The following is a 26,123-nucleotide window of genomic DNA, read 5'->3' on the forward strand; positions in this document are numbered from 1 at the left end:
CAGCCCCGGCCGACGGGGACCGGTGGGCGGCCGGTTGGCGGGGGGCGAGGCGGAGGGTCTACGGTGCACGTCATGGCCCTGTTCTCCCAGCCGGTGTTCATCAACCTCCCCACGACGGACGTGGAGCGCATCCGCGACTTCTGGACGTCCCTCGGCGCGACCGCGATGGACGACTACTCCGACGAGTACTCCGTGTGCATCGAGCTCACCGAGTCCACGTACGCGATGTACCTGAGCCCCGGCTACTACACGGACTTCATCGGCGACCGCGAGATCGCCGACTGCATGACCACCAACGCGGCCCTGATGGCGCTCACCGTGGGCGACGCCGCCGCCGTCGACGCCCTGGCCGACCGCGCGGTGGAGGCCGGCGCCGAAGAGGTCCCGCTCCCCGCGGACCTGCGCGACGAGATGGCCGGCTCCGGCATGCACTCCCGCGAGATCGTGGACCCGGACGGCCACCAGTGGGAGTTCATCACCGCCTGAGCGGGGCACGTTCACGACGACGACACGCACCGCTCGCCCGCACGTCACCCGGGACGCGGGACGCCGTCACCCACGGCTCCTAGCCTGACGCGGCCGACAGCCGTCGGCGCCGTCAGCCCGGCCCCGCCCTCCCCGGCGCGGCCACCGGATCCAGGAGCACCCCCATGCGCACTTCGCACCGCACGCTCGCCCTGCTCGCCGCCGTGAGCCTCGCCTCCGGCGCAGCCGCCCCCGCCCAGGCCGCCTCCGACCACGGCACCGGAACCGGAACCGGCAAGCCCGCCCACTCCGCCACCGCCACCGCCAAGCACGCCTTCGAATTCGGCGTCATCGGCGACGTCCCCTACGGCCAGGCCCAGGTCGACCGCTTTCCCGAGATGATCGACGAGCTCTCCGCCCAGAGCGACGAGCTCGAGTTCCTCGCCCACGTGGGCGACGTGAAGGCCGGCTCCGCCGTCTGCTCGGACGAGTACTTCCAGATGATCCGCGGCGAGTTCGACCGCCTGACCCTCCCGCTGGTCTTCACCCCCGGCGACAACGACTGGGTGGACTGCCACCGTGCCAACAACGGCGCCTACAACCCGCTCGAGCGCCTCGACTCCGTCCGGGACATCTTCTTCCCCGTCGCCGACCGCACCCTCGGCGTCCCCATGAAGGTGGACTCCCAGGACGAGCTGGGCCTGCCGGAGAACCTGCGCTTCCGCGAGCAGCGCGTGGAGTTCGTCGCCATCGACGTGCAGGGCTCCCACAACTCCACCGACCCGTGGGCCGGTCTCGGCCTGACCGTCCCCACCCCCGAGCAGCTCGCCGAGGTCGCCCACCGCGACGCCGCGAACATCGCCGAGGTCAGCGAGGCCTTCGACGACGCCCGCCGCACGAACGCCCGCGGCGTCGTGATCTTCACCCAGGCGGACATGTTCGAGCCCCGCCTCGCCGCCGCCGGCATCACCGAGACGGACGTGGCCGCGTTCCGCCCGATCGTCGGCGCCATCGCCGAGCAGGCCCGCGCCTTCGACGGCCCGGTCTACCTGATCAACGGCGACTCCCACCGCTACAACGCCGACGAGCCCCTCGCCGCCGGCTCCCCCTGGGTCGACGCCTACGGCGTGGGCGCCGTCGAGAACCTGCAGCGCGTGACCGTCGAGGGCGACGCCACCTCCAACGAGTGGACCCGCTTCACCGTCGCGCCGAACAGCGCCGGCAAGGGCAAGAACGCCGCGCAGGAGCTGCTCACCTGGGAGCGCGTGCCCTACACCTTCTGAGGTCTGAAGAACGTCTGAGGCCCCGCCGTCAGAACCACGACGGCGGGGCCTCGCCTCGTCCACGTCCGCACCGGCTGTTCTGGGCCATCTTCCCCTACAGCCCTCAGGATTCTGGGCGAACATCCCGCCCAGAATCGAGTTGTGGGCGTGTCCCACCCGCAGACACGCCCAAAAACCCGAGCGGGACCGAGCCAGCCCCCCGCTCACGCCCCGAGGCGGCCCGTCAGCCGGCCGTGCATGTCGGCGCTGGCCTGGTTCAGCCCCCGCACCTTCACCTGCACCCCGTGCCGCGCGTACTTGGTCTGCACCGCGTCGAGGGCCGCCACCGTGGATGCGTCCCACACGTGGGCCTCGCTCAGGTCCACCACCACCCGCGCGGGGTCGAGCGCGTACTGGAACTGCGAGTACAGGTCGTCCGAGGAGGCGAAGAACAGCGCACCTCGCACGCGGTAGACGGCGGTGGCGCCGTCGTCGTCGAGCTCCCGCTCCACCGTGACGAGGCGCGAGACGCGCTGCGCGAAGAGCACGAGCGCGGTGAGCACGCCCACGCCCACGCCGACCGCGAGGTTGTGGGTGGCCACGGTCGCGATGACGGTCACGAGCATGACCGCCGTCTCCGAGCGGGGCATGGCCCGCAGCGTGGAGGGGCGCACCGAATGCCAGTCGAAGGCGGAGGCGGCCACGAAGATCATCACGCCCACGAGCGCGGCCATGGGGATCTGCGCGACGACGTCGCCGAGCACCACCACGAGCAGCAGCAGGAAGACGCCCGCCAGGAACGTGGACAGGCGCGTGCGGGCGCCGTTGGCCTTCACGTTCATCATGGTCTGGCCCACCACGGCGCAGCCGCCCATGCCGCCGAACAGCCCCGAGACCACGTTGGCCACGCCCTGCCCCCAGGACTCGCGGGACTTGTCCGAGGGGGTGTCCGTGATGTCGTCCACGAGCTTGGCGGTGAGCAGGGACTCCAGCAGCCCCACGAACGCCACCCCGACGGCGAAGGGCAGGATCGCCTGCAGCGTCTCCCACGTGAGGGGCACGTGGGGAGGCGCGAACACCGGCGGGGCGTCGGGCAGGGCGCCGCGGTCGCCCACGCGGGGCACGTCCAGGGCGGCGGCCACGGCCAGCACCGTCACGACGACGATCGCCACGAGCGTGGACGGCACCGCGGTCGTGAGGCGGGGCAGGGCGAGCACCACCGCCAGCGAGAGCACCGCGAGCGGGTAGACGAGCCACGGCACGCCGATGAGCTCGGGCAGCTGGGACGTGAGCACCAGGATGGCCAGCGCGTTCACGAAGCCGACCATCACCGAGCGCGGCACGAACCGCATGAGCCGGGCCACCCCGAACACGCCCAGCAGGATCTGCAGGGCCCCGCCCAGGATGACGGCGGCGATCAGGTGGTCCACGTCGTGCGAGCGGGAGAGCGGGGCGACGACGAGCGCCACCGCGCCCGTGGCCGCCGAGACCATGGCCGGGCGCCCGCCCACGATCGCGATGGTCACCGCCATCGTGAACGAGGCGAACAGCCCCACGCGCGGGTCCACGCCCGCGATCACTGAGAACGCGATGGCCTCCGGGATGAGCGCCAGCGCCACCACGAGGCCCGCGAGGACCTCGGTGCGCAGCCAGCGCGGGGTGCGGAGCGTGCGCAGGACGGACTGGCGTTCCAGGGGCGTGGGCGCGCGGTCGGGCGCGGCCACGGAGGCGGAGGAGGGCATGCGTCGAGGGTAGCGGCGCGTGGGGTGGGCGCGCGTTGAGGCCACCCGACGGGCTCATGCGGTGCGCATCACACGGACGGGGTCCCGGAACGCGGCGAACGCGGCCGGGAGCAGGCTGGCCGCCACCGCGGTGAGCGCGGCGAGCACGGCCACCCCCGCCACGAAGTCCAGCCCCAGCGCCCCGCCCTGCCCCACGACGACGGCGTAGCCCGTCCCCGCGCCCACCACCGCCCCGAGCACCGCCGGCGCGGCGGTGCGGACCGCCACGAGCAGCACGAGGTCCGCGCGGCCGATGCCCAGGGTGCGGCGGCGCCCGAGGTCGCGGCGACGGATGAGCACGTCGGCGAGCACCACGATCGCCACGAAGAAGGCGCCCGCCCCGAGGATCAGCAGCAGCAGGGACCGGCCCAGTCCGGCCAGCTCCCCGGTGATCGTCGCGTTCCCGGCGGCCAGCGCCTGCGCGGTCTGCACCTGCGACGAGCGAGGGTCGGGGTCGATCACGGCCAGGGCGGAGTCCTGCATGGCGCGGGTGCCGGCGGTGTCCGGGGCCAGGACGCGGACCTGCTGGACCACGAGGGAGGCCGGGACGGCGGGCACGGCGAGCGCGTACCCGTCGAGGTCCTCGAACGGCGTGCGCGCCTCGAACGCGCCCACCACGGCCCACTGGCGTCCGTCCCCGGCCTCGAGCGCCCCGGAGGGCTGGGCCAGGCCCAGTTCGGCCAGCTTCGCCTCGGGCACCACCACCTCCCCGGGGCCCGGGAGGCGGCCGCGCGTAAGCTCGACGCCGCGATCCAGGGTGCCCACCACGTGGGTCACCGCCACGGGCGCCCCGCCCGCACCGACCGCGGCGTTCACCGCGTCCACGGGGATGTCGCGGGCCAGGGCGGCCTCGGCGGCGTCGAGACCGGCGAGGGTGGTGACGGTGGCACCGGTGAGGAAGCCGGTGCCGCCCGAGTCCGTCACGGTGAGCACGCGCGCCGCGGGCCCGGAGAGCTCCGCGGCGACGGCGGCCTCCGTGGCGGCCTGACGGCCCACCGTGGCCACGGCGGCGAAGCACATGGCGGCCACCACCAGCAGCACGAGGGCGGAGGGCACGGGCGAGGTGCGCGCGGCGGTGAGGGCCTCGCGCAGCAGGGTTCGCAGATTCATGGGCGGGCCTCGAGGGTCATAGCCGCACCACCTCGTCCGCCCGCGCGACGACGGCCGGGTCGTGCGTGGCCACCACCACGGTGCGCCCCTCGGCAGCCGTCTCGGCCAGCGCGTCGAGCACGAGGGAGGCGTTGTCCGGGTCGAGGTTGCCCGTGGGCTCGTCGGCCAGCACCACCGCAGGGGTGTTCACGAGTGCCCGGCAGACCGCCACGCGCTGGGCCTGCCCGCCTGAGACCTGGCCCGGCCGGTGCTCGGCCCGGTGTCCCAGGCCGAAGCGCTCCAGCAGCGCCCGGGCCCGCTCCTCCAGCACCCGACGCTCCAGCCCTGCGTACAGACCGGGCTCCACCACCGAGTCCAGGATGGGCCGGGACGGGTCCAGCTCGGCGTCCTGGAACACGAACCCCACGGACGTGGCCCGCAGCCGCGCCCGGCGCCGGTCCGGGAGGGCGGAGGCGTCGACGTCGCCCAGGCGCACCACGCCCGCCGAGGGCGTGAGCATAAGCCCCAGCACGTACAGCAGCGTGGACTTGCCGCGCCCGGACGGGCCGGTGAGCGCGGTGACGGCGCCAGGGGTGAAGCGGTGGGTCAGGCCGTCGAACAGCTCCTCCGCACCGCGCGTGTACGCGAAGCGCAGGTCCGCCACGGAGAGCTCACCCGTGCTCACGGCGCGCCGTCCAGCACGCGCACGGTCTCCCCGGCGTCCACGCCGTCCACCACGGCCAGGCCGTCGGCGGAGCCGCGGACCGTGACGGTGCGCGCCTCCTCGACGCCGTCCCGCACCACGGTGACCACGACGCCGCCGCCGGGCTGGGTGCGCAGCGCGGACACGGGGACCACGGGCCCGGTGACGGGCGGAACCACGTTGACCTTCGAGAGCAGGGAGGTGGAGGCCTCGGCGGGCAGGGAGTCGCAGTCCGCGCCGCACACCGCGCCGCCGTCGGGGGCGGTCAGGGGGATGCGGATCAGCCCTTGGTCGTCCGCGGTGGACTCGCCGGCCACGGCCTCCCACTCGTGCTCGCCGTGGGGCACGGTCACCGCGGTGCCGGCCGGGATCATGGCGGCCTGGTCCTGGTTGACCTCGATGGCGAACGTGGGCTCGTCGCCGGGGCGGGCGACGATGGTCTCGCCTCCCGCGAGCGCGCCGCCGACGGCCGTTGCCTTCGCGTCCACGCTGAGTGCGGCGGGGAGTGATTCCAGCACCACGAGCTGGCCCAGCTCCACGGTGCCCGCGGCCGGGTAGTCGCGCTCGGTGAGCCAGCCGTTCCAGGCGACAGCGGTGGCCTCGTCCCAGGTGCCGGTGACCTCCACCTTCGCCCCCGTGGCGGCGAGCATTCGCTGGAACGCGGCGACATCGCTGCCGGTGGCGCCCTCGTCGAGCGCCCGCCACTGGGGCAGCTCGCCCTGCACGGCGATCACGGGCTGCTGCGCGACGGCGTACAGCACGTCCCCGGCGGCCACCTCACCGGACTCCCCGGCCCGGGTGACGACGCCGGACAGCGCGTTCACGGCGGCCGGCGCCTGCTCGCGGGCCACGGACACGCCGAGGGTGATGACGCGGCCGAGCTCCTGCTCGGCGACGGTGACGACGGCGTCCTCGGACGGACGCTGATCGGCCTGGGCCGGAGGGGTGAGCGTGGCCCGGCCGGCCCAGAAGGCGAGGGCGGCGACGAGCACGAGCGTGAGGACGAGAGCGGCCCAGCGGGTGACCTTGCTCATTCGGAGTATCCGAAGAGCATCGAGTCCGGGGGCTGAACCGGACAGGCTTCCGAGACCTCGGCGGAGCGCGCGTCCGTGAGGCCCATGATGGAGTCTTGCACGGGCCACCAGCTGATCCGCTCCGGCGTGTTGAAGGCCGCCAGCCATGTTTCCTTCGAGGGCCGCTGGGATGTGTCCACGGTGATGCCATGGTCCTCAAGACACGGGATGGCGTACTGGTCCCAATAGTCGTAGAGCAGGCGCAACTGAGCGTCAGAGAACTCCTGGTCCAGGCTCGGATCGATGGGGAACAGGGCATCGCAGGTCCATGAGACCAGTTTCACGGCCGCCTCCTGCGAGGGCGGCGGAGTGTCATACGTCACCCCCACCATAACCTCGTTGTACGTGGCGGGAACCCCTCGCTCGGTCATGCACTGCGCGGACCATCTCGCCTGCTCTTGCCTGGAGGTGGCCCACCCGCGACGGGTGACGGCCGGGGGGTTGCTGATGCCCAAGAAGGCGGCGTTTCGTGCGAGCTGTGACTCATACCAGCGCTCCCGCTCGTCAGCCTCGGTCATCCGCCGCTCGATCTTCTCGGTGGGCGTCCAGGTCTCGGGATCCCACACCTTCTCTGTAGGGGAACCGGTCGCCGCGGCGCTCGTGGACGGAGCAGTGGTCGCACATCCAGACAGAGTCAGAACAGCGGTCACCGCCGCGGCGGTGACCGCTGCGAACTTCGTCTTCATCTTGGGCTCAACCTCAGTAGGGGTAATAGCAGTAGCCGTAGGTGCCCGACAGCAGAAGCGAGGTCGATGACCCCGTCCAGGTCTGCGTCATGCGGAGTCCGGAATCCCATCCATATTTGTATAGCCCAGGCTTCTTGGTGGTCTTTCCGCCGACGTTGTAATACATCGTGTCCGTATACCGCTGCTGCTCCACCTGCAGGCCGACATACCCGCCTCCGGCACTGCAGTCCTTCCTGCCAGTCTCTGACAACGCTTGCGCTGGCGCCGCTCCAGAGACCGCCAGCAATCCAGCGACAGCCACGCCAGCGCCTACCCTGCTGGCCCACTGCTTCACACCCATGATGTTCCTCCTCCGACCTAAAGCCCCTTGTGAGGTGTGTCACACGCTATGGCGTGGCCCGCTCAGCGTCAAGAGTTTTCTCAGATGCTTCACACACCCACGTTTGACCTTGCACCGGAATGCGCCCCGGCACGGCCGTTCCGCCGCGCGCTCGTAACTGAAGTGCCCTGGGTTTCGTTCCGAGGTCAAGACGCAACGGGCGCTGAGTCCTGGTCTTGAGTGTAGGCCGCCTCGACCTCCGCGGGGGTGAGGTAGTCCAGGGCCTCGTGGAGGCGGGTGGTGTTCCACCAGTGCACCCACCCCATGGTGGCCAGCTCGACCGCCTCGACGGACTCCCAGATCCGTTTGGAGTGGATGAGTTCGGCCTTGTAGAGCCCGTTCACGCTCTCGGCCAGGGCGTTGTCGTAAGAGTCGCCCACGGTGCCCACTGAGGCGCTCACCCCGGCGGTGATGAGCGCATCCGAGCAGGCCAAGCTGACTACCGCGATCCGAGTGGTGCACCAGGCCCTGGCGGCCACGGCTGGCGCCAGTGCTCAGCAGCGCGCGCTCCAAGGCCAGCAGCGGCAGCCCCACGGTGTGAAGGCTGCCCGAGACAGCCCATCCCACGATGCGCCGGGAGTAGACGTCGGTGATGAACGCGACGTAGCAGAACCCGCCCAGGATCCTGACGTAGGTGATGTCAGCGACCCACAGCTGGTTCGGCCGCTCGGCGGTGAAGCAACGTTCCACGAGATCAGGGCGGGCGTCTGTCTCTCCTGCAGGGCGGGTCGTGATCGGCTTGCGGCCACGGCGGATTCCCTGCAGGCCGGCGGTACGCATGAGACGGGCGACCTGGTCCCGGCCGATCTCCCACCCGGCGCGGGCCATCGCATGGTGCATCTTGCGGACGCCGTAGACGCTGTAGTTCTCCATGTGAATCCGGCGGAGTTCCTCGAGCAGCAGGACGTCTCGCAGGGCCCGCGCGGAGGCCGGTCGTGTCTTCGCGGCGCGGTAGCTCACGTCGAGGTGATGAACCCACATTCCGTCGCACGAAGGGTGCGGCAGATGGCCTCGACCCCGAACTGATCGCGGTGTTCGTCGATGAACGCGATCATCTCGTCGTGGGGCGGTCGAGCTCCGCTGCGAAAAAAGCCGAGGCGGCCTTGAGGATCTCGTTCGCGCGCCGCGCCTCGGCCAGCTCGCGTTTGAGCCTGCGGATCTCCTCCGCAGGGGTCTCTGAGACGGGTGCCTGAGCTATTTCGTGGCCGTGGCGTTGGCACCACATCCGCAAGGTCTCTTCGCTGACATCGAGCTGCGGGGCTACCGCCCGGATGGAATGCGAACGGGGCCCTCCTTGCGTGGCTTGGCGTTCCAGGACCATCCTGACCGCGCGCTCACGCAGCTCGGGGCTGAACTTCTTGGGCATGTTCCGATTCTCCTTCGTTGGGATCGGAACGAAACCCAGGGCGCTTCACTCTCCGCTGCACGCGAGGAGGATCCGTGATGCGGAGCGTCTGGGCCCGCCGTTCGAGAGCGGAGCGGTAGGCCGCTTCCTTCTCGGCCTCCGCCGTCAGGACCGGTTGAATCGCGACTGGCGGCGTCCACCGAGATGGACTCCATTCCTCCGGCGCTGTCGCGCCTGCGCAGTCAGCGACGTCCTGTCCTGCGGATCCGCCTTCATCCCCGCACGCGGCGAGATCGACAGTGAGCGCAAGCCCGACTGCCAGACCCCGGCCACGTCTCCCTGTGATGTCAGGCCCGCTCATGACCAGAAGCCCTCGGTCCCATGACGATCCTCCTCAGGATTCCAACCCGATATGAGCTACGTCACATAGTAGACGCTACCCCCCACAGCAAGGGATTCTCCTGGCCTCGTCAGGCCGTCCCGAGTCCCTTCACGCTCGCTGCAGTCATCACCGGGCGTCTTCTCCCGAGGCCGCACCGCCGCCGTCGTCCTCCCCGCCCTTGAACTGGCTCATGTAGAGCCGGTGGTAGGCGCCCCTGGCCGCGAGGAGCTCGGCGTGGTTGCCCTGCTCCACGATGTCGCCGTGCTCCATCACGAGGATCACGTCGGCGTCGCGGATGGTGCTGAGGCGGTGGGCGATCACGAAGCTCGTCCGGTCCGAGCGCAGCGCCGCCATTGCGCCCTGGACCAGCACCTCGGTGCGGGTGTCCACGGAGGAGGTCGCCTCGTCCAGGATCAGCAGCGAGGGCTGCGCCAGGAACGCGCGGGCGATGGTGATGAGCTGGCGCTCGCCCGCGGACACGTTGGAGGCGTCCTGCTCGATGACGGTGTCGTAGCCCTCGGGCAAGGTGTGCACGAAGCGGTCCACGAACGTGGCCCGCGCCGCGGCGACGACCTCCTCGTCCGTGGCGTCCTGCCGGCCGTAGCGGATGTTCTCCCGGATGGTCCCGCCGAAGAGCACGGCGTCCTGGAGCACCATTCCCGTGTGGGAGCGCAGCTCCTCCCGGCTCACGGTGCGGGTGTCGACACCGTCCACCAGGATGCGGCCGCCGTCGACCTCGTAGAAGCGCATGAGCAGGTTGACCAGGGTGGTCTTGCCGGCGCCGGTCGGGCCGACGATGGCGACCGTCTGGCCCGGCTCCGCCACCAGGTTGAGGTCCGTGATGAGGGGCTTGGCCTCCGAGTAGGAGAACCGCACGTGCTCGAACTCCACCCGCCCGCGCACCGGCTGCGGCAGGTGCGCGGGGGCCGCGTCGCGGTCCTCCTCGTCCTCGTCCAGCAGCTCGAAGATGCGCTCCGCCGAGGCGACGCCGGAGATGAGCATGTTGGACATGCCCGCCACCTGCCCCAGCGGCTGGTTGAACTCGCGCGAGTACTGGATGAACGCGGTCACGGCGCCCAGGGTCATCTGGCCGCTGGCCACGCGCAGGCCGCCGGCCACCGCGATGCCCACGTAGCCCAGCCAGTTCACCCACTCCATGATCGGCATGATCATCCCCGAGTAGAACTGCGCCTTGAACGCGGCCTCGTACAGCTCCTCGTTGCGCTCGTCGAAGCGCGCGGCCATGTCCCGCTGACGGCCGAACACGGTCACCAGCTCATGTCCCGTGAACGACTCCTCGATGTGCCCGTTGAGCCGGCCCGTCTCCCGCCACTGCGCGGAGAACAGCGCCTGGGACTTCTTGCCGATCACGCCCACCACCACGCCGGCCACCGGCAGCGCGATCAGGGCGATGAGCGCGAGCTGCCAGGACAGCCAGAACATCATGCCGACGACGCCGATCACGGTCAGCGCCGAGTACACGAGCGAGGCGAACGCCTCCTGGAGGGCCTGCTGGACGTTGTCCACGTCGTTGGTGGTGCGGGAGAGCAGATCTCCGCGCTGCCCACGGTCGAAGTAGCTCAGCGGCAGCCGGTTGATCTTGGCCTCGATGTCCTCGCGCAGGCGGAACACGAGGCGCATCACGAGGTCGTTGAGGACACGCCCCTGCAGCCACATGAAGGTCTGCGCCACCAGGTACATGGCCAGCACGATCAGGATCAGCCGGCCCAGCTCGGTGAAGTCGATCCCCTCGCCCGGCGTGAACGCCATGCCGGAGAGCATCTCCGCGGCCTGGTCCTCGCCCTGGGCGCGCAGCCCGTCGATGACCTGCTCGCGGCTCAGCCCGCCGGGCATCTGCGCGGAGACCACGCCGCCGAAGATCACGTCCATCGCCCGGCCGAGCACGCGCGGCGCCCACACGTTGAACACCACGGCCACCAGCACCATGACGGCGACGACGGCCAGCCCCAGCTTCTCCGTGCGGAACAGGCTCATGAGCCGCTTCGCGGACGGCAAGAACGCCTTGGCCTTGCGGGCCGGCCCGCCGCCCCAGTCGTCGGTGGCGCCCTGCTCCTGGATCTCGAGGATCTCCTCGTCGGTCAGGTGCTCGCTCATGCCACGTCCTCCGCGGTCAGCTGGGAGTCCACGATCTCCCGGTAGGTCTGGTTGTCCGCCAGCAGCTCGGCGTGGGTGCCGCGTCCGACGACGCGCCCCTCGTCCAGCACGATGATCTGGTCCGCGTCGGTGATGGTGGCCACGCGCTGGGCGACCACGATGCGGGTGGTGTCCGCGGCGGCGTCGTCCAGGGCGGCGCGCAGGCGCGCGTCCGTGGTGACGTCGAGCGCGGAGAAGGAGTCGTCGAAGACGAGGACGCGCGGCTCGGCCACGAGGGCACGCGCGATGGACAGGCGCTGGCGCTGGCCGCCGGAGACGTCCGTGCCGCCCTGGGAGATGCGCGAATCCAGGCCGGACACCTCGCCCTCCTCGGGGGCGGGCGCCGGGGTGGTGCGGGCCCGCACGAAGTCCGCGGCCTGCGCGGTCTCCAGCGCGGCCCAGATCTCCTCGTCCGTGGCGTCCGGGGCGCCGAAGCGCATGTTCTCCGCGACCGTGCCCGAGAACAGGTACGGCCGCTGCGGGACGAGCGCGACGGCGTCGGTCAGCTCGGCGCGAGCGAGGTCGGTGACGGGGACGCCGTCGACCAGGACCTGCCCGGACGTCGCGTCGTAGAGGCGCGGGACGAGGCTGATGAGCGTGGACTTGCCGGAGCCCGTGGGGCCGATGATCGCCGTCGTGGTGCCGGGGGCGACGGCGAAGCTCACGCCGTCGAGCACGGGGGCCTCGGCGCCGGGGTAGGCGAAGGTGACGTCGCGGAACTCGACCGCGCCGGCGCGGCGCGCCGGGGTCACGGGGTTCGCGGGCTCGACGACGGTCGGGACCGTGTCCAGGACCTCGCCGATGCGGCGGGCGGAGATCACGGCGCGCGGGAGCATCATCATCATGAAGGTGCCCATCATGACCGCCATGAGGATCTGCAGCAGGTACTGCATGAAGGCGGTGAGGGAGCCGATCTGCACGAGACCCTGGTCCACGCGGTGGCCGCCGAACCACAGCACGGCGGCGGTGGCCAGGTGCAGGATCATCGTGATCACGGGGCCGAGCAGCACGAACAGCCGGCCGATGCGCACGGAGGTGTCCGTGAGGACGGCGTTGGCGTCGCTGAACCGCTGCGCCTCGTGGCGCTCGCGCACGAAGGCACGGACCACGCGGATGCCCATGACCTGCTCGCGCATGACGCCGTTGACGTCGTCGATGTTGTCCTGCATGCGCTGGAAGAGTGGCATGAGGCGGCTGACGATCCACGCCACGATGACGAGCAGCACGGGCACGGAGACCCACACGAGCCAGGAGAGCCCGGCGTCCTCGCGGATGGCCATGACGATGCCGCCGATGGCCATGATCGGCACCGCGACCATGAAGTTCAGGGCCATGAGCGTGAGCATCTGGACCTGGTTGACGTCGTTGGTGCCGCGCGTGATCAGCGTGGCGGCGCCGAAGCGGCCCAGCTCCTCCGCGGAGAAGCCGTCCACGCGGGTGTAGATCGCGCGGCGCAGGTCCCGGCCCACGCCCATCGCGGCCTTCGCCCCGAACCAGACGGCGGAGATGGCCGCGACGACCTGCACGAGCGCGACGCCGAGCATGACGAGCCCGATGCCCCAGATGCGGCCGGTGTCGCCCTTCGCGATGCCCTCGTCGATGATGCGGGCGTTGAGGCTGGGCAGGTAGAGCATGGCCAGCGTGCTGACGAGCTGCAGCACGAGCACGGCGAGGATCGCCCCGAGGTACGGGCGGCCGTGGCGGCGCAGGAGGGTCCAGAGCATGGGGGTCCTAGGGGTGGCTGGTGCGGGGCGGATCGGGGCGGATCGGGTGGCGGCGGCGCGCCTGGTGAGGCCTTGACGAAGGCGCCGCGGGCGGCGGGACGGGGCGCGTCGTCGGGCCCCGTCGATCCCCATTCTGCACCCGGCGGCGGACGGGCCAGGACGGGCCGCCGTCGTCCGTGCACCACCCCGTTCCTCGCCTCGCGCAGGCTTCGGGACTCACCTCGTCCAGGCCTCGCCGCTCACCTGTGACGACCCGCACTTCCGGACCGCGACGCACGGTCCGAAGCGGCTGAAAGGCACGGGCGAAGCGCAGGTCGGGGGCCTGCATCCCGTCGGACCGACGCTTGTTCACGGAAACGCCCCCATAGGGCTCGGTCGAGTGAAGAGGAGTCGGTCGGTCGAGATCCCCCGGCCGGGCCCTGCGAGAATCTCGTCCATGACCGAGACCCCTCGCCACGAAGTGACCCTCCGCTTCCTCGCCGCCCCCACCGACCAGGGCCACTCCGGCACCGTCGACGCCGGCCGCGTGCTCGAGTGGGTGGACAAGGCCGCGTTCGCCGCCGCCACCGCCTGGGCGGGGACCTACTGCGTCACCGCGTACGTGGGCAACATCCACTTCCGCGAGCCCGTGACCGTCGGGCAGATGGTGGAGGTCACCGCGAGCGTCCTCTACACCGGGTCCAGCTCGATGCACATCAACACGACGGTGCGCTCCGGCGACCCGAAGACCGGTGAGCTGAGCGAGGCGACGCGGTGCCTCGTGGTGTTCGTCGCCGTCGAGGACGGCAAGCCCGTCAAGGTGCCCGAGTTCGTGCCCCGCAGCCTGGAGCAGGAGCTGGCGCGCGAGTACGCGATCTCCCGCATCGCCGTGCGGGACGAGATCACCGCCGCCATGAAGGAGCAGGTCTACTCCGACGCCGGCACGGCCGAGCGCGTGGTCCTGCGCTTCCTCGCCGCGCCGACGGACGTGAACTGGGGCGGCAAAGTGCACGGCGGCATCGTCATGGAGTGGATCGACACCGCCGCCTACCTCTGCGCGACGCGCTGGGCCGGGCGGGACACCGTGGCGGTGTTCTCCGGCGGCGTGCGCTTCTACCGCCCGCTGCACATCGGCGACCTGGTGGAGGTGGAGGCCCGGCTGATCTACACCGGCAACAAGGGCATGCATGTGGCAGCACGCCCGCGACCTGCTCGAGATCCGCGCGAAGGCCCCCGGCAACCGCCTGCCCGACCACCTGCTGGGCGCGGGCGGGGCCGGCGCAGGGGAGGCAGGCAGCGCGTGACCGGCACAGCTGGCGCGTGACCCATAGTTTCAAGCCGCGACAGGGGTGACGTTGCGGCTCGAAAGTCTGGGTCGGTGGAAGGTGAGGCTGTGCCCGGGCCGAGCTGGCCCGGGCACAGCTTCCGGTCGGCGTCAGCGCCGGAAGAGGCGCGCGAGGAAGCCGGGCTCCTGGCCGCCGGCGCGGGCGGCCGCACGCTCGGCGTCGGTGTGACGGCCTCCGCACCACTGGCCGGCGGGCACGGTGGCCTTCACGGAGTCGATGTGCTGGCCGCAGCCGGCCCAGGTGGTCTTGCCGCAGACGTCGCACTTCGCAGGACGGCACATGATGAGGTTCCTCTCGATCGGGGATGTCGGGGGTTCAGCAGTCGGCGAGCTGTATCCGGAGACCGCTATCCAGGCCGGATAACGGTCTCCAGGTACGACTCGGCCGGAAGGCAGGGGCCGGAGGTGGGGCCGCTCAGGCCAGGCTGAGGAAGAGCTTCTCGAGCTCCTCCACGGTCAGCTTCTCCTCGGACTCGGCGGCGCCCTCGGGATCGCTCACGCAGTACTTCATGGCGGAGGAGACGATCGCGAAGCCGGCCCGGTCCAGGGCGGTGGAGACGGCGGAGAGCTGGGTGACGACGTCGCGGCAGCTCCCCTCCCCCTCGACCTCGCGGATGACGGCGTCGAGCTGCCCGCGGGCGCGCTTGAGGCGGTTGAGGATCTTGCGCTGGGTCTCGGCGTCGGCGGCGCGCATGGCGGGTCCTTTCGGGGACGGTCAGAGAACAGGAGAACGGTGAGTCGGGGCTTGGCCAGGCCCACGCAGGTCGGCGCTCAGGATACCCCCGGGGGTGTCTCGGGCGACGCGTCAGGCCACGAGGCCGGCGATCTCCGCCGCCAGCACTCCGACGCCCATCAGGAGCACGAACCAGCCGAAGCCGATCCGCAGGGCCCGGTCCGGCACCCGCTTCCCGAGCGCCACACCGATCAGCGCGCCGAGGACCGCCATGCCCGTCAGGGCCAGCAGCAGCCCCCAGTCCAGGCTCACGCCGGGCAGCTTGCCGGCGAACCCGGCGAGGGTCTGCGCCGCGATCACCATGAGCGAGGTCCCGACGGCGGCGCTCATCGGCAGCCCCGCCAGCAGCACCAGCGCGGGCACGATGAGGAACCCGCCCCCGGCGCCCACGAGGCCGGTGATCAGCCCGACCCCCAGCCCCGTGGCCAGCAGCCGGCCCACCCGGACCTTCCTCTCACCCTCGGGCTCCCCGCCGTCGCGCCGGCCCCGGATCATGCCCCGCGCGGTCAGGAGCATCATCACCGCGAAGCCGATCATGAGGACCGGCCCCGGCAGGAGCGAGCCCAGCGCGCCGCCCAGCACCGCGCCGACCATGCCACCGGCCGCAAAGAGGCCGCCCGTGCGCCATCGCACGGTGCCCCGACGGGCGTGCAGGCCCACGGAGACGAGCGAGGCGATGCCCACCGCGAAGAGCGAGCTCGCGATCGCCGCGTGCGGCTCCAGCCCGGCCACATACGTCAGCAGCGGCACCATGAGGATGGATCCGCCCCCGCCGAGCATGCCCACGAGCATGCCCACGACGAGCGCCAGGGCGATCGCGAGCCCGGTCATCGGTCAGGCCCGCCCGGTGGCCGAGGGGACGGCGGTCCCCGGGGCGACGGCGACGGCACGGCCGGCACCGGAGGCGCCCGACGTCGTCGGGAGGCCGCCCAGGACGTCCGCGGCGGAGCGCTCGACGGCGGGCCGGTTCCACGGCATCTTCGACAGCACCGAGGCCATGGCGCACGTGTTGGACACCGCGGACCACGTGAGGCCCGCGCCGATGGCCGCGGGGATGAGGCCGAAGCGCCGCGAGCCGAGCTGGGACGCGACGGCGCCGGTGAGCGCGATGGTGCCGGCGGTCATGCGCACCTGGCGCTCCATGGCCCAGCCGGAGCCGCGGCGGACGACGTCGCCGCCGGCCTGGGCGTAGGCGCTGATGCCGCCGGAGAGCACGGCGGCCTCCCGGAAGCCGGCCGCGGCGAGGCGCTGCTGGGCGTCGGAGGCGCGGACGCCGGAGGCGCACACGAGCACAACATGCCCGTCGAGGCGCTCGGCGACGTCGCGGGCGCGCTCCTTCAGGGTGTCCAGGGGGACGTTGTAGGAGCCGGCGATGTGCTCGGCCTCGAACTCGCCGGGGGTGCGCACGTCGAGCACGAACACCTCGCCGGCGGCAATGCGCTCGCGCAGGGCCTCGGGGCTCACGGGGGTCAGGGTCGTGACGGTCATGGTGGTCTCCATTCTGGGGCGTGTCAGGTTCAGGCGGGGCAACGCGGGCGGCTCAGCCGCGGACGCGCTGCTGCCAGGCGTTGTACGAGCCCTCGAGCTCGACGACGCGGAAGCCGTCGCGGCGCAGCGCCTGGGCGGCGACGATGTTGCGCAGCCCCGACTGGCAGAACGTCACGAGCGTGGCGTCCTTCGGCAGCTCGTCCTCGTGGAAGGCGACCTTGCCGGCGGAGAGCTGGGCGGCCCCCGCGTCGTCACCGTCCGCGCCCGCGCTGACCGGGATGGTGCCGGCGGCGTGCTCGGAGCGGTTGCGGACGTCGAGCAGGGCGAGGCCGTCCTGGCCGGGCGCGGCACCGGGGGCCGCGGCGACGACGTCGCCGGCGGCGATCCTGCGCTCGAGCTCCTCCGCCGTAATGGTGGCCGGGGCCTCGAGGTCGAAGCCCTCCAGGCTGGTGACGAAGGCGTCCGCGGCGTCCACCCCGACGCGGATCAGGTGGTCGCGGATCCGGCCGGCGTCGTCGGCGTCGTCCGCCAGCAGGATGATGGCGACGCCGGCGTTCTGCTCGGCCTCGGGGTCGAAGGCCCAGCCGCTGTGGGTGGCGGCCTTGTCCTTGGCCGGGAGGGCGAGGGAGCCGGGCACGGTGCCGGCGTGGATCTGGTCGACCGGGCGCGTGTCGGCGAGGACGTCCCCGTCCGCGACGCGGGCCGCGGCCGCCTCGCCGCTGAGCTCCGTGAGCGGGGCGAGCTCGCCGAGGACGGCCGGGCCCTGCTTGTTCTGGCGCTTCATGCGGGCGAAGTAGGCGTGGGCGTCCGGCTGGCCGTCGAGCAGCTCGTCGACGAAGCCCTGCTCGTCGTCCTTCTCGACGTAGGGCGCCCACCAGGCGTAGGCGCGCTCGTAGCCGACCGTCGTCGAGGGCAGGGCACCGAGCGCCTTGCCGCACGCGGAGCCGGCACCGTGGCCGGGGAAGACCTGCACGTGGTCCGGCAGGCCCACGAACTTCTCCTTCAGCGAGGCGAAGAGCTGCTTCGCGCCGAGGAAGCGGGTGTCCTGGCCGCCGGCGGCCTCGTCCAGGAGGTCGGGGCGGCCGAGGTCGCCCGAGAAGACGAAGTCGCCGGTGAGGTAGTAGCCGGGGCCGTCCGCGAACGCGCCGTCCTGCACGAGGTAGCTCAGGTGCTCGGGGGTGTGCCCCGGTGTGTGCTGGGCGGTGACGGTGATGTTGCCCAGGCGGATCTCGTCGCCGTCGTGGAGGAGGTTCCCCTCGAAGCCGTAGGACCAGTCCTCGCCGCCCTCCCCGGACAGGTGGATCTGCGCGCCGGTGCGGGCGGCCAGCTCCCGGGTGCCGGAGAGGAAGTCGGCGTGGATGTGGGTCTCGGTCACGTGCGTGATGGTCATGCCGTGGTGCGCGGCGAAGTCCAGGTAGACCTGCACGTCGCGGCGGGGGTCCACCACCATGGCCTCCTTCTTCGCCTGGCAGCCGATCACGTAGCTGGCCTGGGCCAGGTCCTCGTCGTAGATGCGCTCGAGCAGCATGGGGTCCTCCTGGGATCGGGGCTGGGGCGACGACGGCGGGCGACGACGTCGTGATACCCCCTGGGGTATAGCGGAGATCAGCGTAAGACATACCCCTGGGGGTATGCAAGCAGGAGGGCGCCCCACAGCGCGAGGGACTCACAGCGGTCGAAACGGAGGGGTCGCGCAGGGGGGCGAGGGCGCCGGGGCTGGGGGGGGGAAGGACTGCGACGGAGAGCCGGCGGCCGACGCCCCGGGTCGGCGCCCCGGATGCTCGGCGCCTCAGTGCCTCAGTGCCTCAGACGTTCGGCGCCCCGGAGGCCCTGCCCCGTCAGAGCAGCGGGCGCAGCGGCACGAGCAGGGTCTCCACCACGCGGGCGATGCCGTGGCGGTCCTCCCAGCGCGGCGAGGTGACCACGTCGCAGTGGGCGGCGTCGGCGCGGAAGATCTCCTCCATGCGGGCGGCGAACTCGGCACCCACCACGGAGAGGTTCGTCTCGTAGTTGTAGCCCAGGGAGAGGCGGTCGATGTTGGCGGTGCCCACGGTGCCCCACTCACCGTCCACGGTGGCGGTCTTGGCGTGGATCATGCTCGCCCTGTAGAGCAGGACCGTGATGCCGGCCTCGAGCATCTCGGCGTAGAACCCGCGGGAGACCCAGTCGGCCACCACGTGGTTGGAGTCCTTGGGCAGCATGACCTGCACGTCCACCCCCCTGCGTGCGGCGTCCTTGAGCGCCTCGAGGATCTGCTGGTCCGGGATGAAGTACGGGGTGTTGATGTAGATGTGGTCCCGCGCCCGCTCGATCGCCTCGAGGTACACGCGGCGGACCGGGTAGACCAGCTGGATCGGCAGGTTGGAGGCCACGGTGACGGCCTGGTTCCAGGAGTCCGGCGTGTGCCACTCCATGCGCTCCTCGGGCGCGTGGCCCGCGTTCCACACGGTGGCGATCGAGTGGTCCAGCCCCCAGACCGCCGGCCCCACCTGGCGCACGTGCGTGTCCCGCCAGTGGTGGGCGTAGTCGTCGCCGAGGTTGTAGCCGCCCACGAACCCCACCTCGTGGTCCACCACGAGGATCTTGGAGTGGTTGAAGCCGGTGTGCCGCACGATCCCCCGCCAGTACGGGCGGGTGAAGGCCGGCATCCGGTACACCTGCACGGCGGGATGGAACTGCCGGTAGAACCGGGGGCTCACCACGAGGTTGGCGAAGCCGTCGTAGGAGATCCACACCCGCACGCCGCGCTCGGCCGCCCGGTTGACCGCGTCCATGAACCGCTGGCCGGTCTCGTCGCCCTTCCAGATGTACGTCTCGAGCTTGACGGACTCGCGGGCGTCGTCGATCGCGGCGATCATCGCCTCGAAGAGCTCCTCGCCGGAGGTGAAGATGCTCACGGAGGACTCCCCGGCCTCGACGTGGAACGTGCCCGGCCGCTGGGCGGGACGCTGCTTTCGTCCGCGGCGCTTGACGACGTCGATCCCGGTGAGCGCGACCGCGGTCACGGCGGGGAGGACGACGAGGGCGGCGGCTCCGGCGGTGAGGCCGCGGACCACGAGCCGGCGGAGGGCGGGGCGTCCGGGGACGGGGATCTCGTTCATCCGCGCATTCTACGGACGGGCGTACGTCCAGGCCGCCCCCATCTCGGAGCGCAGGCGCACGAGCTCGACCGCGGACTCCTCGAGCCGCCGGGCGGCCTCGCTCACGGGCACGTAGCGCCGCACGACGCCGGCGCGGCCCTCGTCCGAGACGTCCACCATCACCGAGATCGAGTGGGCCACGAGCCGGGGGCGCCGGCTCGTGCGACGCCCGGCGTACACGCGCAGAGCCACGTGCATGGAGCGGTCCGTGGTGTGCACCAGGAGGGCGTCCACCCGCACGAGGTCGCCGACCCGCACGTTGCGCACGAACCGCACGCCGCCGGCGAACACGGCCACCACGTTCTCGTGGCCCGTCCAGCGTGCCGCACACACGCCCGCGGCCTCGTCCACCCAGCGCATGACCGCGCCGGCGTTCACGGTGCCGCCCACGGTGGCCTCGGACGTGGGGGCGAGGAAGGAGAGGGTGGTCATCTCCTCGAGGTCCGCGGCGGAGGCGGGGAAGGGCAGCTCGGCCATCCCCCGCTCCACCTCGCGCCGGGCCACGGTGGAGCGCCGGGCCTGCTCGTCGCGCTCGACCTGGTTCGGGGTGGCGGGGACCCACTGGGGGACGGCGAGGCGGGTGCCGCCCTCCTCGGCCGAGTACACCGCGATGGAGGAGGTGCAGACCGTGGGGTCGCCGGCGGCGTCGGGGATCTCCGGCAGCATCAGGCGCGTCTGCACGTGCACGTCGGAGCCGTCCGTGTGCACGACGCGCGCCTGCACCGTGGCCTGCGTGTCCACGGGCACGGCGTGGCGGAACTGCATGTTCCCCATGTAGCGGGCGCGCACGAAGGAGCCGGACCAGCTCGCGGCGACGGCATAGCAGACCTTGTCGATCCAGGAGATCGCGGTGCCGGCGTCCACGATCCCGGAGGGATGGTCGAAGCTGTCCGCCCGGAAGTCGAGGGACAGGGCTCCGATGTGCTTCATGTCACCGAACGTATCACCGCCCCGGTCAGCGGGAGAATGGGCGCATGACCCCCCGCGAACCCCTGCCGCTGCCCGCGGAACCGCAGACTCCCCTCAACCGCCTCTCCCGCCGCGTGGCGCGCGCCGTGGAGGAGCGCGGCGAGGCCGCCGTCGTGGGTGTGGCCACGCGCCTGCTGGCCGGTTCCAGCACCCCGGAGGACGTCACCTCGGGGGCGGCCCAGGCCATCCTGGGCGACGACGACGCCCTCACCCCCGCCGCGGCCGGCGCCCTGGCGCTCACGCGCGCCTGGCACCGCCGGGCCCTGCCCGCCCTGGTGGCCGCCCTCGACGCCCCCGAGCCCGAGGTGCGCTCCGCGGTGCACCTCGTGCTGGCCGCACGGGCCGACGCCCTGCGCGCCGATGCCGCGGTGGACCACGCGCTCGTGGACCGCGTCGGCGCAGGGTGCTGCGACCCGGACCCTGAGGTCCGCGCGTCGGCGGCCTCTGCCCTGGGCGCCCTGGCCGGCCCGAACGACCTCGAGGCCGCCGTGCCCGTGCTCTCCGCCCTGGTGATGGACGTGGATGCGGACATCGCTGCCGCGGCGGAGCTCGCCCTGGACCACCTCGCCGAGCGCCTGGACCGCCCCGAGCTGCGCGCGAGCACGGACTTCTGAGCCGCGCCGTGGACTCGCCCGTCCTTCTCTGCCACCACTACGACGCCGGCCGCTGCCGCTCCTGCACCCTCCTGGGCGTGCCCTACGCCGTGCAGCTGGCGGACAAGGCCGCGGCGGTGCGCGAGCGCCTCGCGGACGTGTCGGACGCCGGGACCCGGTGGCTGGACCCCGCGCCCTCCCCCGCGGCCGGATTCCGCAACAAGGCCAAGCTCGTGGTGACCGGCACGGCCCAGGACCCGCGCCTGGGCATCCTGGACCCGAACCAGCACCCCAGGCACCACGACGGCACCGGCTGGGACCTGCGCGACTGCCCCCTGTACGAGCCCGGGATGGAACGGATCGCCGCCGCCGTGGCGGACACGGTGCGCGCCGCGGACCTGACCCCCTACGACGTGGCCGCGCGCACCGGCGAGCTGAAGAACGTGATCGTGACGCTCTCCCCGGACCGCGAGGCGATGGTGCGCTTCGTGCTGCGCTCCCGTGACCGACTCGACGCGCTGCGGGCCGCGGTCCCCGCGCTGCGGACGGCGCTCGAGGAGGCCGGCACGCCGGCGAGGGTGGTGACGGCGAACCTGCTGCCCGAGCACGTGGCCCTGCCCGAGGGCCGCGAGGAGGTCCACCTCGCCGGGGACGCCACCCTGCGCATGGAGCTCAACGGGATCGGGCTGCGCCTGCGTCCGCAGGGCTTCTTCCAGACCAACACCGCCGTGACCCGCGCCCTCTACGCGACGGCGGCGGCATGGCTCGCCGAGGCCCGCCCCGCGAGCGCGTGGGACCTGTACTGCGGCGTGGGCGGCTTCGCGTTCCACCTGGCCCGTCCCGTGGCCGACGGCGGCGCCGGCGTGGCCGAGGTCTGGGGGATGGAGACGAGCGAGGACGCGATCGCCGCGGCACGGCTCACCGCCGTGGAGCTGGGCCTGGCCGACCGCGTGCACCTCGACGCCGGCGACGCCACCCAGGCGCTGTCCTCGGCGGGACGGGGCGAGGGCCCGCACGCCGCCGCCGACCCCAGCCGGGTCGCCGGTGCGCCGGTGCCGGACGCCGTCGTCGTGAACCCGCCGCGCCGGGGCATCGGCCCCGAGCTGGCGGCGGGGCTGCAGACCTCGGGCGTGCCGCACGTCCTCTACTCCAGCTGCAACGCAGCCTCCCTCGCGAAGGACCTCGCGGCCCTGCCGGCCTACCGCGTGGAGCGCGCCCGGGTGTTCGACATGTTCCCGCAGACCGGGCACGCCGAGACCCTCGTGCACCTCGTGCGCCGCTGACGGCTCCGCCCCGTGAGCGGGTTCACCGGAAGTTCGCCCCGCGAGGGCGGGACGCGCGCCGACCGCTCCCCCTAGGCTGTCTCCCAGTGCCCGAGGCCTCCCGCAGCCTCTCCCCGACCAGCGCAAAGGCCCCTCCCGCTCATGACGCAGACCCTCACGCCCGCTGCCTCGCAGGACCTGAACGCCCGCCGCCACCGGCTGCGCCGCTACCGCGCGGTGATCTTCGACATGGACGGCGTCATCACCGACACGGCCGGCGTGCACGCCGCGGCGTGGAAGGAGCTCTTCGACGAGGCGCTGCCCGCCGTCGGCGCCCTGGAGGCCAACGAGGCCGCCGTCGCCGCGGACCCGGAGCGCCTGCGCCCCTTCGACGCCGCGGGCGACTACCTGCACCACGTGGACGGGCGCCCCCGCGAGGACGGCGTGCGGGCCTTCTTCGCCTCCCGCGGCCTGCGCGTGCCGGAGGCCGACGCCCCCGAGACCGAGTCCGCCCCGGAGCTGACCGTCCTCGGCCTGGCCGAGCGCAAGCAGGGCTACTTCGAGGCGGTCCTCGAGCGCGACGGCGTGCGCGTCTTCCCCGAGGCGCTCGACCTGCTGGAGAAGCTGCGCCGCCGCGGCGTTCCGGTGGCCCTCGTGACCAGCTCCAAGAACTCGCGCGCGGTGCTCGGTGCCGGCGGGGTGCTGGACTTCTTCCCCGTGATCGTGGACGGCAACACCGCCGTGGAGCGCGGCCTGCCCGGCAAGCCGGACCCGGCCATGTTCTGGGAGGCCGCGCGCGAGCTCGGCGTGGACGTGGCGGACGCGATGGTGCTGGAGGACGCCGTCTCCGGCGTCAAGGCCGCCGCGGACGGCCGCTTCGGCCTGGTGATCGGCGTGGACCGCGAGCCGGACCTCGGCCGCGGCCGCCTCAAGGACGCCGGCGCCCACCTGGTGGTGGAGGACTACGGCACGCTCGCGCTGGACGAGCGCACCGCCGCCCCCTTCGACGCCGCCTGGGTGCTGCGCTGGACCGACTTCGACGCCGCCGTCGAGGGCACGCGCGAGGTGCTCTGCACGATGGCCAACGGGTACTGGGGCACGCGCGGCGCCATCCCCGGCACCGTCATCACGGACGTGCACTACCCCGGCACCTACATGGCCGGCGTGTTCAACCGCCTGACCTCCATGGTCCAGGGCCGCGAGGTCGTCACCGAGCACATGGTGAACATCCAGGACTGGACGCCGCTGGTGGTCATCCCCCGCGGCGGCCGCCCCCTGCTGCCGAGCGACGAGAACCTCGTGGAGTTCATCCAGGAGATGGACCTGCGCCGCGGCGTCCTCTCCCGCACCATGACGTTCGAGGACGGGCAGGGCCGCCGCACCACCCTGCACACCCGCCAGTTCCAGTCGCTCGCCAACCGCCACATCGCGGCCATCGAGCTCACCGTGGTGGCCGAGAACTGGTCCGGCGACCTCACCGTGCGCTCGCTGATCGAGGGCCGCGTGGCCAACCTCAACGTCTCGGACGACCGCACGCTGGCCAACCACCACCTCGAGCCCTCCCAGGCCCGCGAGATCGACGGCGAGACCGTCCTGCTGGAGACCGTCACGAGCCAGTCCCGCATCCACGTGGCCGTGGCCGCCCGCACCCGGCAGGTGGCCCCCGTGGGCCACCACCAGCCGATCCGCCGCCCCGTGGACGACTCGCCCCTCGTCGCGGGCCAGGACATCCGCCTCCACGTGGAGGAGGGCGTGCCGCTCGTGCTGGAGAAGACCGCGGCCGTGGCCACCACGCACGACCACGCCAACGCCTCCGTGTGGGAGTCGGCGGTCAAGACCGTGCAGCGCGCGCAGAACTTCCGCAACCTGCTGACCCTGCACGAGCAGCGCTGGGGGATGAACTGGGACCGCTTCGCCGTGCGGATCGACCTCGCGGACGCGCACCGCAACCAGCGCCGCTCCACGGCGCAGCTCGCCGAGGGCGCCGAGTACGAGACCCCGGTGTTCGAGGCCGGCCGTTCCGCCTCCGTGGGCTCGGCCGTCACCGTGGGCAAGGACGGTGCATCCCTGCGCCAGCAGCTGGCCCTGAACCTGCACACCTTCCACGTGCTGCAGACGGCCTATGGCCGGCGTCGGGACCTGGACGCCTCCCTGGGCGCCCGCGGCCTGCACGGCGAGGGCTACCGCGGGCACATCTTCTGGGACGAGATCTACGTCTACCCGATGCTCACGCTGCGCCGCCCGGAGATCACCCGCGGCCTGCTGATGTACCGGTTCCGCCGCCTCGGCGAGGCCCGCGCCAACGCGCAGGCCGAGGGCTGGGCCGGCGCCATGTTCCCGTGGCAGTCCGGCGCGGACGGCGGCGAGGAGACCCCCACCGAGCTGTGGAACCCGCGCTCGCGCATGTGGATGCCGGACAACTCCCACAACCAGCGCCACGTCTCCCTGGACATCGCGTACTCGGTGCTGCGGTACATCGAGATCACCAAGGACGCCGCGTTCATCTCGGACTACGCCGCCGAGATGCTCGTGGAGATCTCCCGCTTCTTCGTGTCCATGACCCTGCACAACGCGGAGACGGACCGCTACGAGATCCACGGCGTCATGGGCCCGGACGAGTTCCACGACGGCTACCCGGAGACCCCCGGCTCGGGCCTGCGCAACAACGCGTACACCAACGTGCTGACCGCATGGGTCCTGGCCGAGACCGCACGCCTGGTCCGCTGGCTGGACACCCTCGACGACGGCCTCACCGAGGTCATGGAGGTCACCGAGGAGGAGATCGAGCGCTGGGAGGAGATCAGCGCGAGGCTCACGGTCCCGTTCTTCACCGAGGGCGAGGAGGCCGGCATCCTGGCGCAGTTCGAGGGCTACCAGGACCTGGAGGAGTTCGACTGGGACGCCTACCGCGCCACGTACGGCAACATCGGCCGCATGGACCTGATCCTGCAGGCGGAGGGCGACGCCACCAACCGGTACAAGCTCTCCAAGCAGGCCGACACCCTCATGCTCGGCTACCTGTTCTCCGCCGAGGAGCTGGACGAGATCCTGCGCCGCATGGGCTACGAGCTCCCGGAGGAGGCCTACCAGCGGATGGTGGCCTACTACGAGGCCCGCTCCACGCACGGCTCCACGCTCTCCCGTCTGGTGCACGCGTGGGTGGCGGCCCGCACGGACCCGGACCGCTCGTGGGACCTCTTCACGGAGGCGCTCGAGTCGGACCTCTCCGACACCCAGGGCGGCACCACGAAGGAGGGCATCCACCTCGGCCTCATGGCCGGCACCGTGGACACCGTCATCCGCTGCTACGCGGGCCTGGAGACGCGCGACGGCGTCGTGCGCCTCTCCCCGCGCCTGCCCTCCCAGCTGCCCGGCGCGCGCTTCACGATCCGGTGGCACCAGCAGCCGGTGGAGATCCACATGGCGCAGACGGAGGTGACCGTGCGGGCCGGCGACGGCATGTGGCATGAGGTCCCCATGGTCATCGCGGGCCAGGAGCACACGCTCTGCCCGGGCCAGGAGATCACGGTCCCGCTGGGCTGAGTCCTCCTCCCCCGGGCGCCAGGACTTT

At 72.2% G+C, this 26,123-nt stretch carries 20 protein-coding genes, 2 pseudogenes and 1 other annotated feature; of the genes and pseudogenes, 6 read left to right on the forward strand and 16 right to left on the reverse strand.

Annotated elements, in window-relative coordinates; genetic code table 11:
• The first annotated feature begins 72 nt into the window (after window positions 1-72).
• Together KZX60_RS03925 and KZX60_RS03930 are read left to right on the forward strand one after the other, a co-directional pair.
• The gene (locus KZX60_RS03925; protein ID WP_248115733.1) at window positions 73-486 is read left to right on the forward strand and encodes a VOC family protein; all 414 of its coding nucleotides are present in this window, start codon (window positions 73-75) and stop codon (window positions 484-486) included.
• A 164-nt stretch (window positions 487-650) separates the two neighbouring features.
• Window positions 651-1,748, forward strand: a complete 1,098-nt coding sequence (locus KZX60_RS03930; protein ID WP_248115734.1) for a hypothetical protein — start codon at window positions 651-653, stop codon at window positions 1,746-1,748.
• A 203-nt stretch (window positions 1,749-1,951) separates the two neighbouring features.
• Here KZX60_RS03930 and KZX60_RS03935 read toward each other — a convergent pair whose 3' ends face one another.
• From KZX60_RS03935 to KZX60_RS03975, 9 genes and pseudogenes are all read right to left on the reverse strand, one after another.
• Entirely contained in the window at window positions 1,952-3,469 is a 1,518-nt protein-coding gene (locus KZX60_RS03935; protein WP_248115735.1) for a SulP family inorganic anion transporter, read from the reverse strand.
• 54 nt (window positions 3,470-3,523) lie between these two features.
• Window positions 3,524-4,618 carry a permease gene (locus KZX60_RS03940; RefSeq protein WP_248115736.1) on the reverse strand — a complete coding sequence of 365 codons (1,095 nt, stop codon included), beginning with the start codon at window positions 4,616-4,618 and terminating at the stop codon, window positions 3,524-3,526.
• Window positions 4,619-4,634: 16 nt separating this feature from the next.
• A complete protein-coding gene (locus KZX60_RS03945) occupies window positions 4,635-5,282 on the reverse strand; it encodes an ABC transporter ATP-binding protein (RefSeq protein WP_248115737.1) in 648 nt (215 codons plus the stop codon).
• A complete protein-coding gene (locus KZX60_RS03950) occupies window positions 5,279-6,334 on the reverse strand; it encodes a hypothetical protein (RefSeq protein ID WP_248115738.1) in 1,056 nt (351 codons plus the stop codon). The genes KZX60_RS03945 and KZX60_RS03950 overlap by 4 nt, the downstream gene beginning before the upstream one ends.
• A complete protein-coding gene (locus KZX60_RS03955) occupies window positions 6,331-7,059 on the reverse strand; it encodes a hypothetical protein (RefSeq protein WP_135030879.1) in 729 nt (242 codons plus the stop codon). Before KZX60_RS03955 ends, KZX60_RS03950 begins: the two co-directional genes overlap by 4 nt.
• A 13-nt stretch (window positions 7,060-7,072) precedes the next feature.
• On the reverse strand, window positions 7,073-7,399 hold the full coding sequence (locus KZX60_RS03960) for a hypothetical protein (protein ID WP_135030880.1): 327 nt from the start codon (window positions 7,397-7,399) through the stop codon (window positions 7,073-7,075).
• Between the two features lie 185 nt (window positions 7,400-7,584).
• A pseudogene (locus KZX60_RS03965) lies at window positions 7,585-8,804 on the reverse strand (IS3 family transposase).
• Window positions 8,401-8,532, reverse strand: a sequence feature (AL1L pseudoknot). (Overlaps the previous pseudogene by 132 nt.)
• A 487-nt stretch (window positions 8,805-9,291) precedes the next feature.
• Window positions 9,292-11,280 (reverse strand): ABC transporter ATP-binding protein, encoded by a 1,989-nt coding sequence (locus tag KZX60_RS03970; protein ID WP_248115739.1) that lies wholly within the window; start codon window positions 11,278-11,280, stop codon window positions 9,292-9,294.
• The gene (locus KZX60_RS03975; RefSeq protein ID WP_248115740.1) at window positions 11,277-13,043 is read right to left on the reverse strand and encodes an ABC transporter ATP-binding protein; all 1,767 of its coding nucleotides are present in this window, start codon (window positions 13,041-13,043) and stop codon (window positions 11,277-11,279) included. Before KZX60_RS03975 ends, KZX60_RS03970 begins: the two co-directional genes overlap by 4 nt.
• 436 nt (window positions 13,044-13,479) lie before the next feature.
• On the opposite strand from KZX60_RS03975, the pseudogene KZX60_RS03980 reads away from it, so the two are divergent.
• Window positions 13,480-14,326 (forward strand): annotated as a pseudogene (locus KZX60_RS03980) (acyl-CoA thioesterase).
• A gap of 131 nt (window positions 14,327-14,457) precedes the next feature.
• Here the strand turns inward: KZX60_RS03980 and KZX60_RS03985 are convergent.
• From KZX60_RS03985 to KZX60_RS11955, 7 genes are all read right to left on the reverse strand, one after another.
• A complete protein-coding gene (locus KZX60_RS03985) occupies window positions 14,458-14,649 on the reverse strand; it encodes a hypothetical protein (RefSeq protein WP_248115741.1) in 192 nt (63 codons plus the stop codon).
• Between the two features lie 133 nt (window positions 14,650-14,782).
• Window positions 14,783-15,061, reverse strand: coding sequence for a metal-sensitive transcriptional regulator (locus tag KZX60_RS03990; protein ID WP_248115742.1), 279 nt, complete (start codon window positions 15,059-15,061; stop codon window positions 14,783-14,785).
• A gap of 111 nt (window positions 15,062-15,172) precedes the next feature.
• Entirely contained in the window at window positions 15,173-15,931 is a 759-nt protein-coding gene (locus KZX60_RS03995; protein ID WP_248115743.1) for a sulfite exporter TauE/SafE family protein, read from the reverse strand.
• 3 nt (window positions 15,932-15,934) lie between these two features.
• Complete coding sequence (locus tag KZX60_RS04000) at window positions 15,935-16,588, reverse strand: rhodanese-like domain-containing protein (RefSeq protein ID WP_248115744.1); 654 nt, start codon at window positions 16,586-16,588, stop codon at window positions 15,935-15,937.
• A 52-nt stretch (window positions 16,589-16,640) separates the two neighbouring features.
• On the reverse strand, window positions 16,641-18,116 hold the full coding sequence (locus KZX60_RS04005; RefSeq protein ID WP_248115745.1) for an MBL fold metallo-hydrolase: 1,476 nt from the start codon (window positions 18,114-18,116) through the stop codon (window positions 16,641-16,643).
• Between the two features lie 310 nt (window positions 18,117-18,426).
• The gene (locus KZX60_RS04010) at window positions 18,427-19,689 is read right to left on the reverse strand and encodes a phospholipase D-like domain-containing protein (protein WP_248115746.1); all 1,263 of its coding nucleotides are present in this window, start codon (window positions 19,687-19,689) and stop codon (window positions 18,427-18,429) included.
• 9 nt (window positions 19,690-19,698) lie between these two features.
• The gene (locus KZX60_RS11955; protein ID WP_282442580.1) at window positions 19,699-20,658 is read right to left on the reverse strand and encodes a hotdog domain-containing protein; all 960 of its coding nucleotides are present in this window, start codon (window positions 20,656-20,658) and stop codon (window positions 19,699-19,701) included.
• 44 nt (window positions 20,659-20,702) lie between these two features.
• On the opposite strand from KZX60_RS11955, the gene KZX60_RS04025 reads away from it, so the two are divergent.
• The 3 genes from KZX60_RS04025 (at window position 20,703) to KZX60_RS04035 (ending at window position 26,095) form a co-directional block, all read left to right on the forward strand.
• Window positions 20,703-21,311: a hypothetical protein gene (locus KZX60_RS04025; protein ID WP_248115747.1), complete on the forward strand. Its 609-nt coding sequence runs from the start codon at window positions 20,703-20,705 to the stop codon at window positions 21,309-21,311.
• A gap of 8 nt (window positions 21,312-21,319) precedes the next feature.
• On the forward strand, window positions 21,320-22,573 hold the full coding sequence (locus KZX60_RS04030) for a methyltransferase domain-containing protein (RefSeq protein ID WP_248115748.1): 1,254 nt from the start codon (window positions 21,320-21,322) through the stop codon (window positions 22,571-22,573).
• Window positions 22,574-22,714: 141 nt separating this feature from the next.
• Window positions 22,715-26,095: an HAD-IA family hydrolase gene (locus tag KZX60_RS04035; RefSeq protein ID WP_248115749.1), complete on the forward strand. Its 3,381-nt coding sequence runs from the start codon at window positions 22,715-22,717 to the stop codon at window positions 26,093-26,095.
• Window positions 26,096-26,123 lie beyond the last annotated feature (28 nt).

Source organism: Micrococcus sp. EYE_212 (assembly GCF_023147585.1).
In the GTDB taxonomy this organism is placed as follows: Bacteria; Actinomycetota; Actinomycetes; order Actinomycetales; family Micrococcaceae; genus Micrococcus.